Origin of the sequence: Gimesia sp., from assembly GCF_048260065.1 — a bacterium.
GTDB lineage: Bacteria > Planctomycetota > Planctomycetia > Planctomycetales > Planctomycetaceae > Gimesia.
This window is the reverse complement of record NZ_JBLXHC010000014.1, coordinates 25933-43361: the sequence shown is the minus strand read 5'-3', so window position 1 is coordinate 43361 and position 17429 is coordinate 25933. Positions and strand designations below refer to the sequence as shown.

General features: G+C 51.6%; 13 protein-coding genes. 4 read left to right on the top strand and 9 right to left on the bottom strand.

The window, feature by feature from the left end; genetic code table 11:
- Positions 1-141: 141 nt before the first annotated feature.
- The 4 genes from ACN0YN_RS23100 (at position 142) to ACN0YN_RS23085 (ending at position 7945) form a co-directional block, all read left to right on the top strand.
- Positions 142-3384, top strand: a complete 3243-nt coding sequence (locus ACN0YN_RS23100) for a family 16 glycoside hydrolase (RefSeq protein ID WP_417387391.1) — start codon at positions 142-144, stop codon at positions 3382-3384.
- Positions 3385-3786: 402 nt separating this feature from the next.
- A complete protein-coding gene (locus ACN0YN_RS23095) occupies positions 3787-5328 on the top strand; it encodes an arylsulfatase (protein ID WP_417387495.1) in 1542 nt (513 codons plus the stop codon).
- 104 nt (positions 5329-5432) lie between these two features.
- Positions 5433-6404 carry an HAD family hydrolase gene (locus tag ACN0YN_RS23090; protein WP_417387390.1) on the top strand — a complete coding sequence of 324 codons (972 nt, stop codon included), beginning with the start codon at positions 5433-5435 and terminating at the stop codon, positions 6402-6404.
- A 158-nt stretch (positions 6405-6562) separates the two neighbouring features.
- Positions 6563-7945, top strand: a complete 1383-nt coding sequence (locus ACN0YN_RS23085; protein ID WP_417387389.1) for a carbohydrate porin — start codon at positions 6563-6565, stop codon at positions 7943-7945.
- 25 nt (positions 7946-7970) lie between these two features.
- Here the strand turns inward: ACN0YN_RS23085 and ACN0YN_RS23080 are convergent, their stop codons facing one another.
- From ACN0YN_RS23080 to ccoN, 9 genes are all read right to left on the bottom strand, one after another.
- A complete protein-coding gene (locus ACN0YN_RS23080) occupies positions 7971-8312 on the bottom strand; it encodes a YegP family protein (protein ID WP_417387388.1) in 342 nt (113 codons plus the stop codon).
- Between the two features lie 84 nt (positions 8313-8396).
- Positions 8397-8555, bottom strand: coding sequence for a cbb3-type cytochrome oxidase assembly protein CcoS (gene ccoS / locus ACN0YN_RS23075; protein ID WP_417387387.1), 159 nt, complete (start codon positions 8553-8555; stop codon positions 8397-8399).
- Positions 8552-11011: a heavy metal translocating P-type ATPase gene (locus ACN0YN_RS23070; protein WP_417387386.1), complete on the bottom strand. Its 2460-nt coding sequence runs from the start codon at positions 11009-11011 to the stop codon at positions 8552-8554. Before ACN0YN_RS23070 ends, ccoS begins: the two co-directional genes overlap by 4 nt.
- A complete protein-coding gene (locus ACN0YN_RS23065; protein WP_417387385.1) occupies positions 11008-11832 on the bottom strand; it encodes a sulfite exporter TauE/SafE family protein in 825 nt (274 codons plus the stop codon). The genes ACN0YN_RS23070 and ACN0YN_RS23065 overlap by 4 nt, the downstream gene beginning before the upstream one ends.
- A 24-nt stretch (positions 11833-11856) precedes the next feature.
- The gene (locus ACN0YN_RS23060; protein ID WP_417387384.1) at positions 11857-12420 is read right to left on the bottom strand and encodes a FixH family protein; all 564 of its coding nucleotides are present in this window, start codon (positions 12418-12420) and stop codon (positions 11857-11859) included.
- Positions 12420-13796, bottom strand: coding sequence for a cytochrome c oxidase accessory protein CcoG (ccoG, locus tag ACN0YN_RS23055; protein ID WP_417387383.1), 1377 nt, complete (start codon positions 13794-13796; stop codon positions 12420-12422). The genes ACN0YN_RS23060 and ccoG overlap by 1 nt, the downstream gene beginning before the upstream one ends.
- Before the next feature lie 29 nt (positions 13797-13825).
- Positions 13826-14494 carry a cbb3-type cytochrome c oxidase N-terminal domain-containing protein gene (locus ACN0YN_RS23050; RefSeq protein ID WP_417387382.1) on the bottom strand — a complete coding sequence of 223 codons (669 nt, stop codon included), beginning with the start codon at positions 14492-14494 and terminating at the stop codon, positions 13826-13828.
- Positions 14495-14514: 20 nt separating this feature from the next.
- Positions 14515-14673 carry a hypothetical protein gene (locus tag ACN0YN_RS23045; protein WP_417387381.1) on the bottom strand — a complete coding sequence of 53 codons (159 nt, stop codon included), beginning with the start codon at positions 14671-14673 and terminating at the stop codon, positions 14515-14517.
- 22 nt (positions 14674-14695) lie between these two features.
- A complete protein-coding gene (gene ccoN / locus ACN0YN_RS23040; RefSeq protein WP_417387380.1) occupies positions 14696-16978 on the bottom strand; it encodes a cytochrome-c oxidase, cbb3-type subunit I in 2283 nt (760 codons plus the stop codon).
- Positions 16979-17429: the final 451 nt, after the last annotated feature.

The window sequence follows — 17429 nt, the reverse complement described above, 5'->3', positions numbered from 1 at the left end:
CATGCGTCTCACCGACACAATTAATGAAGAAGCACAGCGATGATCTACCCCACTATAGCCCTCGATTCCTGCATCGACTGGCAGGTCAATGATGTGAAATGTCAGTCACTTTTTTATTCCTGATAACCCGATGGATACGTTATGAAACGACTCTCTACACTCTCTGCGATCTGTCTCGCATTACTGGTAACTGCAACCTCATACGCCGAAGAGGAAAAAGGCTTCAAACCTCTCTTCAACGGCAAGAACCTCAATGGCTGGGTTCAGAAAGGTGGCAAAGCGGAATACAATATCGTTGACGGTACTATCGTAGGTACATCAGTCCCGAAAACGCCGAACAGTTTTCTCTGTACCAAGAAAATGTACGACGACTTCGAGCTGCAGGTGGACTTCAAAGTCGACCCGCTGTTGAACTCGGGAATCCAGATCCGCAGTAATGTCTACGATGAAGACAAAGTCCTCGAAACCAAAGACGCAGACGGCAAAGATAAGAAAATCAAAATTCCCGCCGGTCGCGTACACGGTTACCAGGTCGAAATTGATCCTTCCGATCGCGCCTGGTCGGGTGGTATTTACGATGAAGGTCGTCGCGGCTGGTTGAACAACCTCGCTGACAACAAAGCCGCTCAGAAAGCCTTCAAACAGAATGAGTGGAATCACTACCGCATCGTCTGTCGTGGCGACTCGATCAAAACCTGGATCAACGGTGTTCCCGCTGCCGACCTCAAAGATGACCTGACTCCCAAAGGTTTCATCGCTCTGCAGGTGCACGGCGTAGGCAATCATCCGGAAAAAGTCGGCAAACAGGTCAGCTGGCGCAACATCAAAATCAAAGAGCTGAATCCAAAAAAAAAAGTAAAGAACAAAAAGCCGGCTCCTAAAAAAGAAGTTGGAGCCGCCATTGGTGGCAACAAAGCCACCCCCATCGACCGCATTTCAGCCGCAAAAGGATTCAAAGTAGAACTGCTCTACTCTGTTCCCGGAGTGGATCAGGGTTCGTGGGTTAATCTCTGCACAGACGATAAAGGACGCCTGCTGGTCAGCGACCAGTACGGCGGACTCTATCGCGTCACCATCCCTCCTGCGGGAGAAGAAGTAAAAGCAGAAGACGTCGAAAAAGTTCCCGCTGGAATTCGTGGCGTCAATGGAATGCTCTGGTCCGACGGTGCACTCTATGTCGGCGTGAACGACTACGAGCGCAAAATCGCTTCAGGCCTGTATCGTATTTCCGACAGTAACGGCGACGATCAACTCGACCAGGTCGAACTGCTGCAGGAAGTCGAATCGCACAGCGATCACGGCGTGCATGCTTTAATGCCGACTCCCGATGGCGAAGCCTTTTACCTGGTGACCGGAAATAACACAATCCCCCCCACTCTGGCCGACAGTTCCCCCGTTCGACAGGTCTGGGGCGAAGATCACCTGCTGCCCAGCATGCCCGATGGCCGAGGCCACAACCGAGGCGTACTGGCTCCCGGCGGCATTATCTACCGTGTTTCTCCTGATGGACAGAAATTCGAAGCCTATGCTTCCGGGTTTCGTAACATCTTCGATGCTGCAGTCAACCGCGATGGCGAGTTGTTTACCTACGACGCCGATATGGAATACGATTTCAATACTCCCTGGTACCGCCCTACCCGTATCTGTCACGTCACCAGCGGAGCAGAATTCGGCTGGCGTAACGGAGCAGGTAAACGGCCTCCCTTTTATGAAGACAACCTGCCAGGCGTACTCGATATCGGACCGGGTTCACCGACCGGCATGACATTTGGCTACGGCGCGAAATTTCCTGCGAAGTACCAGAATGCCCTGTATGCACTCGACTGGAGCTGGGGCAAACTCTACGCCATCCACCTGAAGCCGGAAGGTTCCTCTTATACCGCTACCAAAGAAGAATTCGTAACCGGCGCCCCACTGCCGATTACCGATGCGATCATTCGTCCTCAGGATGGTGCCATGTACTTCACCATCGGCGGACGTCGCGTGCAGTCTGGTCTCTACCGGGTCACTTATGTTGGTGACGAATCGACTGAACCCGTGCAGGCGAAACCCACCGAAAATAAAGCACGCAAAACCCGACATACACTGGAAGCGTTTCACGGCAAACAGGATCCCCAGGCAATCGAAGTCGCCTGGCCTTACCTCGCCGACAAAGACCGCTTCATCCGCTTCGCTGCCCGCACCGCAGTTGAGCATCAGCCGACAGAAACATGGGCAGAAAAAGCACTCACCGAATCCGATCCTGCTAAACAGGTGGAAGCTTTACTGGCACTGGCCCGCGTGACCGGCGTCTGTCCGCAACATCGTAACGACCAGACTCCCGAAGTCGACACCGCCATGCGGGACAAACTGCTGTCTGCTGTCATTAACATTGATGACGCCAGTCTCGATCAGACTCAGAAGTTAACACTGCAACGTACCTTACAGATCATTCTGAACCGTTTCGGTCGTCCCGATGATGCAACGGTAACCGCATTGATTGAAAAATTTGATCCGCAGTTCCCTGCTGACACTCCCGAAATGAACTGGCTGCTCTGCGAAACACTCGCCTGGCTGCAGTCACCCACTGTCGCAGAAAAAGCGCTGGCGCTGATTCAAGCTGCTCCTACGCAGGAAGAACAGATGCAGTATGCCCGCTCGATCCGCATGTTAAAAGCCGGCTGGACTCCGGAACTTCACACTGCTTACTTCGAATGGTTCCTGAAAGCAGCCAACTATAAAGGGGGCGCGAGCTTCGATAAATTCATCGAGTTCGTACGGACCGACGCCGTCGATTCACTCAGTGAGGCAGAAAAAACCGAACTGGCAGAAATCCTCGCGAAAAAACCGGAAAAGAAATCCGCCCTCGAAAATCTGGGCGAAGTCTTCGCCGGTCGTCCCACAACCAAATGGACGCTCGAAGAACTTTCCGCAGCCGCCAGTAAGGAAATGAAGAAACGTAACTTCGTCAACGGACAGAAAATGTTCGCCGCGACGGGCTGTTACGCCTGCCATCGTTTTGGCAACCAGGGTGGTATGACCGGCCCCGATCTGACTTCCGCCGGACGTCGCTACTCTCCTCACGATCTTTTGGATCAGGTGATCAACCCCAGCAAAGTCATCAACGAACAGTTCTCCGCGATCTCGGTCGTAACGGAAGACGGCAAGGTCCATACCGGCGTGGTCGTGAACCTGAGTGGTGACAACATGACCCTCAATACGGATCTGACCGATCCCAACAAGCGGGTCAATATCGACCGCAAGACGATTGACGAGCTGGTGGTTTCCAAAACCTCTCCCATGCCCGCCGATCTGTTCGCCCGCATGACCAAAGACGAAATCCTCGACCTGATCGCCTACCTGATCAGTGCCGGCGATGCACAGCATCCCTTCTTCCAGGATTAAGTCTTAAAAAAAAATGAGATAATCATTCCCAGACAGGCTGCTTACTCACAACAGTAAGCAGCCTGTTTTTTAGTAACAAGATTAAGATACGCTGAGTTCTACTGATTCGATCTCTTTACTAAATCGAAACCTCTCAGCCTTGAATAAGATTTGGTCGATTCTTCTTTCAATTTTAATTGGAATTCACCCCCAAAAGCTGATAGCATCGATTTTAATGATATTGTTTTCGAATTAATCCATCTTTTCTGAATTCTCATATTTGATCTATTTCAAAATTATCAACTCTGACTAAAACTACATCGGGCCAGATTGTAATTTTCAGACCATCCAGGTCTGTCCGCCAATTCTGTTTCTGAGGAACCTCACATGAAAACCAGCCCGCTCAAACTCCCGGTATGCCTAATGCTGCTCGCATTATGCAGTACAACTAACCTGTCCGCTGCCGACAAGCCTAATATTCTTGTCATTTGGGGGGACGACATTGGCACCTGGAACATCAGCCACAACAATCGTGGCATGATGGGCTACCAGACCCCCAACATCGACCGGATTGCCCGGGAAGGAATCTCCTTCACTGATTACTACGGTCAACAGAGCTGTACCGCAGGACGCGCCGCCTTTATTGGAGGAAACGTTCCTGTTCGCACGGGGATGACAAAAGTCGGTCTGCCCGGTGCCAAAGAAGGCTGGCAGAAAACCGATGTCACAATGGCGACTGTCCTGAAAAGCAAAGGTTATGCCACCGGCCAGTTTGGTAAAAACCATCAGGGGGACCGCGACGAGCATCTCCCGACGATGCATGGCTTCGATGAATTCCTCGGGAATCTGTATCACCTGAATGCCGAAGAAGAACCCGAACACGAAGATTATCCGGGAGACTTTGTATTGCCCAACGGCAAAACATTCAAAGAACAGTATGGACCGCGAGGCGTCATCCATTCGTGGGCGCTGGAAGATGGAACCCAGAAAATTGAAGATACCGGCGCACTGACCAAAAAACGCATGGAAACCATCGACGAAGAAACCATCGCTGCTGCCAAGAAATTCATTACGGAGCAGAACGCCGCCGGCAAACCTTTCTTCTGCTGGTGGAACGGGACCCGTATGCACTTCCGCACGCACGTCAAAAAAGAACATCGCGGCCTGAGTGGCCCCAGTGGAGATGAATACCACGACGGCATGGTCGAACACGACATGCAGGTCGGCGAACTCCTGAAACTTCTGGATGATCTGGGAATCGCTGATAATACGCTGGTGATGTATTCCACCGATAATGGACCGCACTACAACACATGGCCCGATGCTGGAACCACACCGTTCCGAAATGAAAAGAACTCAAACTGGGAAGGCGCTTACCGTGTTCCCGCATTCGTTCGCTGGCCCGGTCATTTCCCTGCCGGTAAAACTCTGAACGGCGTCGTCTCACACGAAGACTGGTTGCCGACCTTCGCGGCAGTCGCCGGCGACACGAAAATCAAAGACAAACTGAAAGCAGGCGTCGAGCTCAACGGTCGAAAGTATCACAATTATATCGACGGCTATAATCAACTCGATTACCTCACGGGAAAAACGGAAGACGCACCGCGTAAAGAATTCATGTACGTCAACGACGACGGGCAGATCGTTGCGATCCGGGCCGGAGACTGGAAAGCCGTCTTCCTGGAAAATCGCGGGATGGCATTTGAAGTCTGGCGTGAACCTTTCGTTGAACTGCGCGTGCCTCTCCTGTTCCATCTCAGAAGAGATCCGTTTGAAAAAGCACAGCACAACGCGACTACATACAATGACTGGTTCCTGTCCCGGGTGTACGTCATCGTGCCGATGCAGCAGATTGCGGCGAATTTCCTGAAGACGATGCAGGAATATCCTCCGAGCCAGACACCAGGCTCATTCAACCTGGAAAAAATCAAAAAGACCATTGAGGATGCCGCCAGCGGCAAGTAACTCAGTCTGATTGAAATGAAACAGACAGACGGTTGAATGGGAAATCACATTCAACCGTCTGTTCTTTTTCCACAATCCCCAATACCCGGCAAAGGATTCCTATCATGCGACAGTTTCTTATCCTGCTGTTTCTGTCCATAAGCCACACCGTTTCCGCCGCGGACCCTCTCCCTTCCTGGAACGAGGGACCCACCAAAGATGCGATACTCAACTTCGTCAAATGCGCGACCAATGATGGCTGTCCACTGTATGTTTTGCCTGAGGATCGAATCGCCGTCTTCGACAATGACGGCACACTCTGGTCAGAACAGCCAGCTTACTTTCAGTTGCTGTTTGCCCTGGATCGAGTCAAAGCATTGGCCGATCAGCACCCGGAATGGAAAAATGAGCAGCCTTTCAAAGCCGTTCTGGAAAACGATCTCAAAGCAGTTGCGGCAAGCGGAAAAGAAGGTCTCCTCAAAATCATGGCAGTGACACACAGCGGGATGACCACTGACGAATTTGAGGAAATGGTTCGCTCGTGGATCAAAACCGCCCGCCATCCACAGAAAAAAGTTCCTTATACTCAACTGGTCTTTGAGCCGATGCAGGAAGTCTTAAACTATCTCCGCGCGAACGGATTTAAAACCTATATTGTCTCAGGCGGCGGTATCGATTTTATGCGCGTCTGGGCAGAAGACGTCTACGGCATTCCCCCCGAGCAGATCATTGGCAGCAGCGTCAAAGTGAAACTGGCAGAACGGGATGGTAAACCGGTACTCGAACGCATGGCTGAGATCGACTTCATCGACGACAAAGCAGGAAAACCGGTCGGCATTTATCGCTTTATCGGACGTGCACCAGTGATGGCATTCGGGAACTCGGATGGAGACCTGCAAATGCTGCAATGGACCGATCGTAAACCCAATACCTTCAAAGCCCTCGTCCACCACACCGATGCAAAACGGGAGTATGCCTACGATCGCAAGTCCCACTTCGGACAACTCGACAAAGCCCTCGATCAGGCAGGAGAGAAAGGCTGGACCGTGATTGATATGCAGAAAGACTGGAAACGCGTTTACCCCAAGTCTGAGTAGACCGAAATTCTTTCACTGACCGGCATAATCGTTAATTTCGAACCTCTACTGTTCTGATTATCACGATTGAATGGAAAATTCATCGAGTCGAGAGGAAGTCACGACGAAATGTACCGAAAGGACCATCTTTTTTTACAGGTTCCCTTTCGAGAAAAGCCATGCTCTCAGGTTTGATTCAACGCCGCCACGACCTGCGAACCAGTCTGATATTCAAATTAGTCTGTTACGTTATAGGTATTACGTACGTGACCTGTTCCCATCGTATCGCGACAGCTGACGACGCTCTACCTGAACCACTGGTAGAAGAGATCCAGTCAGCAGAGCCGATTGCTGATGCGGCCTGTTTCAGCTGTGCATGCAACCGTCCCGACATCTGGTCTCAGACGACACTGACCCAAAATCTGTTCGAGCAACACACCTGTCTGGCTGAGAATGGGATTACCCATGATTTTGACGTCACCCAGTTTTATTCGGGAGTGGCAACCGGAGGTAGTCAGCAGGAATTTCGTTACGCCGGTCATGGTGACTATGTAATCAATATCGATTCGGGCAAACTCGGCGGTCCCCAGGGACTGTTTGTGAAGCTCCGCGCAGAGCATCGTTTTGGCGAAAGCATCAACAGTGCCACGGGGGCACTCCTCCCCGCGAATATCCAGACAGATCTGCCGGTTGCAGACAGTACTGAACTCTATCTGACAAACGTTCTGTTTACGCAGATGTTTTCTGAGACATTCGGCGTCTTCGCAGGGAAAATGGATACACTCGATGGAGACATGAACGCCTTCGCACACGGTCGCGGTAAAACACAATTCTCAAATGCCGCCTTCGTCGCCACTCCTATCGGACTGCGTACGATTGTTTACTCTTCACTGGGTACAGGGTTTCTGATCCTGCGCGAAGGGGAACCAATCTTTACTTTTACGGTGATCAATTCGACTGACACATCAGGTACAAGCGGGTTTAGTGAACTGTTTGCAAACGGTGCTTCCGTCATCCCGGAACTGCGTCTTCCAACCAACCTCTTCGGTCGCCCCGGACACTTTCTGTTTGGTGCCAGTTGGAGTAGCCGCGATTACGCAGCGCTGGAGCAGGACCCTTATTTCGTACTGCCAACCATTCCCATCGACCGTAAAACTGATTCCTGGTCACTCTACTGGAACTTCGATCAATATCTCTTCGTTAACCCGGACAATCCCCAACAGGGCTGGGGGGTATTTGGGCGTGCCGGTATCGCTGATGCAGACACCAATCCGATTGAATGGTTCCTCAGCTTAGGTGTGGGAGGTAACAGTCCCATTGAAAATCGTGAAGCGGATACCTTTGGTGTTGGCTGGTATTACTCCGCCACCAGTGACCGACTGAACCCTTTCATCAATAGGATTCTGGGTGGCGTGGGAGACGGTTATGGCGTGGAAATGTTCTACAATATCGAAGTTACGAAATGGTTCCACCTGACAGCAGACATGCAGGTGATTCGACCGGCCCGTCAAACTGTAGACACCGCTCTCCTGGTCGGTCTGCGGGCCGTGATCGACTTATAGAAACGGTGATCCCCACCACTCAGTTTCAGGTCTTGATGATAATATCTTCCGTGATCGCCTTCGGCGCATTTTTGGAAACAGACTTGATCCCATTCTTCACTCCGGTCGTGGCGGCATAACCTTGACCGGTCCCGATGACCTGGGAATTTTTCGCCTTGAGCACAAAGTAATGTTCCCCGGCTTTATTCACCAGGGTTTCATAACGGCTGGGATCAGTGGCGTTGGTCTGTACCGAAACAATGCCCTTCTTCGCTGATGATTTGGAAGCATACATCTGACTGGCGAGGATAATCTCACCGTTATTCGCAAGCAGATGAAAGTAGTATTTGCCGTTTCGCGCCTGTTGTATCTGAAACCTGGCTGCCATACCTGTTCCTTTCTGAGAGCTGAGGAAACATCAGACCTGTTGATTTATGTTATGATTCCCACTCGTCGCATGCAAGACGATTTCTTACTGTTTTGATTTCGGCTTCTGATCGTCTTCCAGAATCCGATAGGCGGGCGTTTCCAGATCATCATACTGTCCCCGCGATACAGTCCAGACAAATCCAATCACGGCTGCCGCTGCCAAGATGATCGCCACGGGTAATGCGATGTAGAGCACACTCATGAACGGGGCTCCTCAAATGCGTGATTCACAAAAGAACAAATCAGAACCGTCAGAGAACTGACCGGCATCAGGACTGCCGCCAGCAGAGGATTGATCAGTCCCGCCAGAGCCAGACCTGCTGCGAATACATTATACATCAGAGAGAGCAGCAGATTGCGATAGATCACGCGATGCGTCAGCAGTGCTCCGTCGAGCAGTTCCTTGACTCCCGCAAGCCCGGGTCGATTCAAATAGACGGCGGCGGCCTGCAAACTCGCTTCTGCCCCACCATGCACGGCAATTCCCACCGTGGCCGCTGCCAGAGCGGCACTGTCATTGACACCATCCCCGACCATCACAGTCGTCCCCTGCCGAGTCGATTCCTGAATAATCGCCAGCTTTTCCTCCGGACGGACAGCAGCGTGAACCAGCTCTGAATCGATAACCAGCCGCCTGGCAATCCCGCAGACGATTTCGGGATGATCGCCTGACAGAATTCCCACGGTCCAGCCATCTGCTCTCAGCTGCTGGATCGTAGCGGAAGCATCAGGACGCAGGTCATCTCCGATCCCCCAGATCAGAACGGTCTCTCCCTCGACCACCGCCAGAACCGCCGTTAATCCCCGCTGATGGTACTCGGTGATCAGATCCTGAAATTCAGCCGGAATCGACACGTTCTGCTCGATCAGATAAGCTTCGCTGCCGACGGTAATCGAGCGACCGTCAATATCTCCTCTGATCCCCATGCCAGGTTGAGAAACCATGTTTCCAATCACCGGATGATCTGGTGCCTCAGATTCCGGCTGCTGCTCGATAAATCGGGTCAGAGCACTGGCGATGGGATGAACGACCTGTCGTTCCAGCGCAGCCACCAGCGGAAAATATCTGCGTTCACCGTGCCAGTCCTGAACCTGCATATTTCCACTGGTCAGTGTCCCCGTTTTATCCAGCCACAACATTCCAGGCTGCGCCAGACGTTCAATGACATCTCCCGATTGAATCAGGATGGAACGTTGCGCCGCTTTCCCCTGTGCTACAGCTAATGCCAGAGGAGTTGCCAGCCCCAGAGCACAAGGGCACGTCACAATCAGTAAGGCAATCGAATGGGAAACGGCCTGTCCAATACCGGTCGACCACCAGATTCCCATGCAGACCAGTGCCAGCAGAATCACCGTCATCACAAACAGACCTGCGATCCGGTTTGCCAGTTCAACGATGGGTTGCCGGGAGCTGATACCCAGCTCAACCAGATTCATCAATCGTCCGATGCGTGTATTTTCGCCGACACTGAGGACTCCGATTCGGAGTGGTGATGTCAGGTTGAGAGTCCCCGCTGTGACTGCCTCACCCGATGCAACCATCCGCGGACGCGATTCTCCTGTCAGAATTGATTCATCAACCGAAGAATCACCTTCACAGATCAGACCATCAGCCGGTATGAGGTCCCCCGCTCTGACTTCGACGACATCCCCCGATTTCAAAACCTCGATGGGAACGTTGAGAACTTCATCACCAGACACCAGACGCGCACTGCGCGGAGTCAGACTTCTTAACAATGAAAGGCGACTGAGCGCCCGATGCTGCTGCCGAAACTGGATATAGCGTCCCACGAGCAGTAAAAAGATCAGGACGGTTAATGAATCAAAATAAACTTCCCCTGCGCCGCGCAGGGAATTATACAGACCGGCACAACCGCCGATCGTAATCCCCAGCACAACAGGCAGATCGATATGCGGACTGCGTGTCCGGACTGCGGAGAGTGCCCCCCGAAAGAAAACCTGTCCAGGCCACAGGATCGAAACCAACGCTAACGCTGCACTTGCCCAGCGAAACAGGTTCAGATGCTCCGCGGACATCCCGGTAAACATACCTGCGTACAAGGCAAATGCGATCAACATCACATTCCCCGCACAGGCACCTGCGATACCCAGGCGAATCAGATACTTACGATTTTCCAGTCTGAAAATCCGTTCGGCGTCATTCGGTTGTGGCGGGTGAGGACGGTAGCCAAGTCGATCCAGCGTGCGCGCGATCTGAGACAGTGGAACCTGTTGAGTATCCCAGAGCAGATCCACACTGCTGTTCGTTAAATTGACACGGGCACTCAGCACTCCCGGCAGATAGTCAGGCAGTTTCTCGATGACAAATACACAAGAGGCACAATGCATCCCCTCCAGGTGGAAACGAATGCGAAAACAGCCCCGCTCGTCTGCTCGTGCATATAACCCGCGGAACCGGGTGTGATCCATTTCCTCATAGGACAGGTCAGAGTGACTACCCGGTTCAATCGCAACCAGATCTTCCCGAAAGCTGTCCTCCAGATCATTCAGAATCGTATATGCAACCTCACAACCAGCGCAGCAAAAACGGGAATCAAGGTCAGCCTGCCTCCCGGTCGGGACCGGCAGTTGGCAGTGGATACATTTGCATGGCTCCTGCCTCGTCATGGTCTCGCATGGTTCGGTTTGCTCAATCACCGGTTCGAAGCCTTCTGGAGATCGGGTTGGTTCTGCGATTCTTTTTGCTGACAACAGGGGAGAGGTTGATCGTGGATCGTTCCCAGCATCTCTGTTTGTGATCGGGAATCGACGTTCTGGCGAATTTGATCCAGATCCGCGTAAGCCCGCACGTTAATGGTAAAGATACCACTCACAATCAGCAGACTGGCAATCAGCGCGTTTCCTGCCAGATTCCATTTCTGAGGAAACAGACGACTGACGACCCCTGCCAGTGAGAGCGCTGGAACGGTTCCCAGCCAGAACGCCAGCATGACGAGGCTGCCTGCCAACGGTGTTCTACCCGCCACCGAGAGCAGCAGGAAAGCATAGAGCCAGCCACAGGGCAGACAGGCAGTGATCAGGCCGATACCCCATGGTCGGATGCCTGCAGGTAGTTGCTGATTTTTTTTGATCAACTTTGACAGGTATTTTCCCACTGCAGCCGTACCCAGATGAGGAATGCTCCCTTTCCGATAAATCGACAGCAGGGAAAAGCTCCCGAACAGAATCATTCCGCCCCCTGTCACGACTGCTGCCATCTGCTGAATCCCCGCGAGTTGGCCTCCGGAATCCAGCAACCAGCCCAGACTTCCGGCAACCAGTCCCAGTGCCACATACCCGATGAGTCTCCCCAGATGATATAACACATCAGGCAGCAGGGTCTTCGTATTTCCCGGCGACGTGCGATTGACTGCCAGCAGCATCAGCGGACCGCACATCCCGACGCAGTGCCCACTGCCGGCAATGCTGGCGATGAAAATTGTGAGCAGTAATGGGATTGTTGCATGCAAATCCTGCATTTCAGATCCTGACGATGTTGAAATTCATTTTTTGACTTTGGAAATCGAGTCGCTGACAGATTCTACTTTTTGAAATTCCCCCGAGTTTTTCAACAGAAACTGCTGTTTCTCCTGGAATGAGCCGGCAGTACCTGCAGCCACCAGAGAGAGCTCCCATAAGCCTGCCTGCTGAATCGGAACCAGTGCAGCGTAATGCCCTGGCCTGGTCTCTACAAAACGAACTTTGAAGACATCCCCGGCACGCGCATGATGAAACAACTCACCTTCCACCTGACAGGCAGTCACCGGTTGTCCGTTCGCATCCAGTAAGGCAATTTCCAGCCGTGACTTTTCCAGCAGTCCGGGTGACTTCTCAAAAGTCACCTGAGAATTCCATCCCAGTGAATCACTCTTTGCCTGTGTCAGTCGCTGTTCATCCCAGGAAAGTGCCTGTTCATAATAGCCTTCAACGATCACGTTTGACGGATCACTGGTTGCCAGAAAGACGGCAACACCCGAGATCAGAATCTGTACTCCCAGCAGAGAAAAGATCACCCCGCACCAGGTCCACCGGGCTAGCGTCTCTGCGGACTGTTCTGTATCACTCATTACGGCCCCAGCAGCTGACATGTGACTTTCCTCTCTTCGGCGTTCTCACGGGCATGAATCACAAGGTCCACCTCGCGCAGACCTCCGACAAACGAAGCACGGGGTGCAGAAACCAGTAACGGAATGGTCTTTGTCTCACGTGCCTGCAAACTGGTACCAGCCATCACTTCCATGTGAACGTCGTCACTCCCTTCAATCTTAAGCTGATACGTTTCGGGAGCATCCGTACGATTTACCAGTTTGATCTGGAGATTATTTTCTACCAGATCTTGATCAGTCACAATATACGGGTTCCCATAGTTCCGCATGACGGTGACATCAAATGATTTTTTATTGATCAGCGTAATGGTAAAGGCAGAAACGGACAACAACAGCAGCAGCGGATAAATCACCACACGTGGACGCAATTTGCGAACAGGCTGGCCTTCAATCTCATCCTGACTGGAATAACGGACCAGCCCCAGCGGACGATCCACTTTCACCATGATTTCATCACAGGCGTCCATACATTGGGTACAGTGAATACACTCCATCTGCAGACCGTCGCGAATGTCAATTCCGGTCGGACAGGCACGGACACACTGACCGCAATCAATGCAGTCTCCCCGGGATTCCGTCTCTGTTTTACTGATCTTGCCGCGGGGTTCACCACGCGATTGATCGTAACTCACAATCAAAGACCGGCGATCCAGCAGGACAGACTGGAACCGCCCGTAAGGACAGGCGATCGTACAGAGCTGCTCCCGAAAGAACGAGAAATTGAACATCATCAGCACCACAGTCGCCGTCATGACCAGAAATCCGGTCGGATGTGTAAACGGTGACTGTTGCACCCAGCGTTGCAGCTCACTGACACTGACAAAGTAGGCCAGAAACGTATGGGCCAGGACCATCGAAACGATCAGATAGACTCCATACATCATCAGTCGACGGATCAGGGGAACCGGTTGATGAGGTTTCCCGCCGTGCCCTTTCGTCCCACAGAACAGGCGTTCGATGGGGCGGTAAACAAATTCCAGGTAGATCGTCTGTGGACAGGCCCAACCGCACCAGACGCGACCGAACAGAGCCGTTAACAGGAATATCGACAGAAATACCGAGATCATGAAAAACGCCAGCAGCAAGGTATCCGTTGGCAGAAATTTGAATCCCAGAATCGTAAATTCCCGCCTGGTGATATTTAAGAAGATTGCCGGGCTGGAATTAATTTTCAGATGAGGCAGCGCGATAAACAGGATGATCAGAAAGTAACCGACCACGCGGCGCCGGTTCCAGTATTTTCCCTGAAACAGGCGTGGATAAATCCAGCGTCGGGAACCATCCTGCTCCAGTGTGGATAAAACATGCTCCTCTGGTTGTAATAATTGATCATTCATCAGTTGTTTCCCATCATCGAAAATGTCTCTCAGGAGGCAGGTTTCGGTTCTGGTGATTTTTCCTTGCTGTCCTTGTCTGCGTCAGGCGAACTGTTTTCCGTTTTTTCAGCTGCGCCTGCCGGAGCCTGCCAGGCTGGAATTTTTTTCGCATTCGGTTCCGGCGCTTTTCCACTGCCAGCTGGCAGAGAACCCCGCAGGCTTGCAACGTATGAGGCCACCAGTGCAACCTCATTGGGATGCAACCGGTTTCCCCAGGCAGGCATTGCCTGACCGTTGGCCCCCTTTTCGACAACTTTGGCAATATCGCCGATCTCCTTCACATGAATCCAGTAATCGTCCGTCAGATTCGGGCCGACTTTGCCTTCCCCCTTGGCTGCATGGCAGGCAACGCAATGCATCTCAAAGACGCTTTCTCCCACCTTAAGCCACTTGGGGTCATTCATGTACTGGTAGACGGTCGCGGAATCCAGTTTCAGTTCGCCGATTTCTTCAAACTGCAACCGCAGATTATCTGCAACAGCCTCGTTGTAATTGTCGTAAATCGTTCGTCCGGGAACTCCGGATTCGTAATAGATCCAGTAAGGCAATGCAAAAAAAATACATCCCCAGAAAAGCATCACCCACCAGCCCGGCATCGGATTATCATACTCCTGGATCCCGTCATAAACATGACTTCTTATCTGATCTTTCTCTGGCATTTTGTTCTCCGGCTCCTGCTTTAGTCGTCGGCAAGTGGAATTTCTGATTGATGTTTAATTTCTGACGGACTCGTTACCGCTGTTTTGATTCCCACCAGCGCGAAGGCAATCAGAAACAGAACGAGCGCGATCTCGGCACAGAAATCATAATTTAAAAGATGTAAAACTTGTTTAATCATGGAACACATCCTCGACAGTCGATTATTTTTGAGTTGTGCCTGCTGAATTCGGCTCTGATTTCGCGGTTTCCGTTTTGTCGGTTGCTGCGGGAGTTTTATAAATATCGGTCCCCAGCCGCTGCAGATAAGCAATCAGAGCCACCACCTGTTTATCTTCCAGGCCTGACGGGCCTTTCTGTTTTTCAATGTCGTCCGCAATGGCTTTGGCCTGCTCTTTCGCCATGGCAATCGAATCGTCCAGTGCCCGGGTATACGGAGCACCCAGGTAAGAAGCCGCCCAGACACGATCCGGAATTGTTTTGAAATTCAGCTTCTTCGTTTCCAGCCACGGATAGGCGGGCATGATCGAACCATTGGTCATTAACGCCGGGTTACGGAAATGAACCACATGCCAGAGATTGGAACGCTGCCCCCCTTCTCTGGCCAGATCGGGACCAATGCGTCTGGACCCCCACTGGAACGGATGGTCGTAAATAAATTCGCCTGGTTTGGAATATTCGCCATAGCGTTTGGTCTCTGACAGAATGGGGCGAATCATCTGCGAATGACAGTTATAACAGCCTTCCGCGACATACAGATCCCGCCCGGCCAGTTCCAGAGGCGTGTAAGGCGTCACCGTCGCGATCGTGGGAATGTTCGACCGGATCAGAAAAGTCGGAATGATCTCAAACAGCGATGCAGCCACCACGGCAATGATCACCCAGATCGTCATCAATCGAGGCAGGCGTTCCCATCTGCGGTGCCAGGAAAGTTTTTCGAACACATCAATTGATTTTGCAATTTCCAGCACGCCGGTCAAATCCGACTTCGGAGCGGGATCATCTTCATAATGCCGTTCCAGTGCCGGTGCCGCGTGTTCCACTTCTTCATAGACAGCCGGTCGCGTCTTCCAGGTTTGTAAAAAGTTATATCCCAGTAAAAGTGATCCCGACAGATAAACCAGTCCGCCTGCAACCCGAATCCAGTACAGGGGAATCAGCACGCGCACCGTCTCAACAAAGTTGGGATAAGCTAACTGCCCCGTATCCGTGATGGCACGCCACATTAATCCCTGCGTTAAACCGGCGACATAAATGGGAAAGATATACAACAGGATCCCGATCGTCCCCAGCCAGAAATGCAGATTTGCCAGTCTGGTACTCCAGAGCTGTGTCTGGAATAATCGGGGCAGCAACCAGTAAATCATCCCGAAGGTCATGAAACCATTCCAACCCAGCGCACCGGCATGCACATGCGCGATCGTCCAGTCGGTATAGTGTGACAAAGCATTCACAGACTTGATGGATAGCACCGGACCTTCAAAGGTGGACATCCCGTAAAAGGTAATCCCCACTACAAAAAACTTGAGCACCGGGTCAGACGTCACTTTCTGCCAGGCCCCTCTGAGAGTCAGCAGACCATTAATCATTCCCCCCCAGGAAGGCATCCACAACATGATGGAAAACAGCATGCCCAGTGTGGAAGCCCATTGAGGCAATGCGGTGTAATGCAGGTGATGCGGGCCGGCCCAGATATAGATAAATACCAGTGACCAGAAATGGAGAATACTCAGCTTATAAGAATAGATGGGCCGATTGGCTGCCTTGGGGAGAAAATAATACATTAAACCCAGAAAGGGAGTAGTCAGAAAGAATGCCACTGCATTATGGCCGTACCACCACTGCATGAACGCATCCTGCACCCCGGCATAGACGGAATAACTTTTAAACAGTCCGATCGGAATGACCAGGTTGTTGAAGACATGCAATAACGCCACGGTCACGATCGTCGCAATGTAAAACCAGAGTGTGACATACATATGTCGTTCGCGACGACGTGCCAGGGTCATAAAGAAGTTGACACCAAAGAACCCCACCCAGACGACCGCAATGGCAAGATCGATCGGCCATTCCAGTTCTGCATATTCCTTACTCTGTGTGATTCCGAACGGTAATGTCAGGGCAGCAGCCAGAATAATCAACTGCCAGCCCCAGAAGTGAAGTCGCGACAGCTTATCACTCCACATCCGCGCCCGACATAAGCGTTGTGTGGAATAATAAACGGCGGTGAAAATCGCGTTGCCCGCAAAGGCAAAAATCGCAGCATTCGTATGCAGGGGACGCAACCGACCAAAGGTAATCAGATCGAACCCCATATTGACGGCCGGAGCCGCCAGCTCGGTGGCGATCACGATGCCAACCAGAAAGGCAACGACTCCCCAGATCAGGGTTGCCAGTGCAAACATTCTTGCAATCTGGTCGTCATAAAAGAATTTCTCGAGATTCCCGCTGTTACTGACTGTTTCTAATGAAGGTTCAGCCGACACAATTGCTCCTCTGCTCCTGAACTCGAATCGAACGCTAAGAAATCAAAAACAAGTACTGATCTCAGGACGTGAACGAAAGACAGATTATTTCTGTCTCATAGTGAATCTGAACAGACTAACTTAGACAGGAAGCCGGCTCAGACCCAAATTCCAGTAATCTCCCCTCCCTGCTGAACTGACCAGTAGCAGGTTGCTCGCAAAGACAGACCGCCGCGCTTTCACTCTGTCTCTAATGGATAGACTGAATAGAAATAGTTTCGTCTTCACGCGCGTATTCTATGAGGAGTAAAATAATATTAAAAGATATAATTATCTGTTTTTAATACCGAGTCTCACTTAAAAGAACAGATTTTCCCGGGACAGGCGTTTTTTCTCATTTACAGTAAACGGGACTGAAAATCCCAGGAGCAAGCTTTGAAACCGAAACAAGGTATTCACCTCATCACGGTAC

Coding starts and splice junctions, on each gene's coding strand:
- ACN0YN_RS23065 (WP_417387385.1), bottom strand. CDS start 11,832: ATGCAGGATTTGCATGCAACAATCCCATTACTGCTCACAATTTTCATC.
- ACN0YN_RS23045 (WP_417387381.1), bottom strand. CDS start 14,673: ATGATTAAACAAGTTTTACATCTTTTAAATTATGATTTCTGTGCCGAG.
- ACN0YN_RS23095 (WP_417387495.1), top strand. CDS start 3,787: ATGCTGCTCGCATTATGCAGTACAACTAACCTGTCCGCTGCCGACAAG.
- ACN0YN_RS23050 (WP_417387382.1), bottom strand. CDS start 14,494: ATGCCAGAGAAAGATCAGATAAGAAGTCATGTTTATGACGGGATCCAG.
- ACN0YN_RS23080 (WP_417387388.1), bottom strand. CDS start 8,312: ATGGCAGCCAGGTTTCAGATACAACAGGCGCGAAACGGCAAATACTAC.
- ccoS (WP_417387387.1), bottom strand. CDS start 8,555: ATGAGTGTGCTCTACATCGCATTACCCGTGGCGATCATCTTGGCAGCG.
- ACN0YN_RS23090 (WP_417387390.1), top strand. CDS start 5,433: ATGCGACAGTTTCTTATCCTGCTGTTTCTGTCCATAAGCCACACCGTT.
- ACN0YN_RS23100 (WP_417387391.1), top strand. CDS start 142: ATGAAACGACTCTCTACACTCTCTGCGATCTGTCTCGCATTACTGGTA.
- ACN0YN_RS23085 (WP_417387389.1), top strand. CDS start 6,563: ATGCTCTCAGGTTTGATTCAACGCCGCCACGACCTGCGAACCAGTCTG.
- ACN0YN_RS23060 (WP_417387384.1), bottom strand. CDS start 12,420: ATGAGTGATACAGAACAGTCCGCAGAGACGCTAGCCCGGTGGACCTGG.
- ccoG (WP_417387383.1), bottom strand. CDS start 13,796: ATGAATGATCAATTATTACAACCAGAGGAGCATGTTTTATCCACACTG.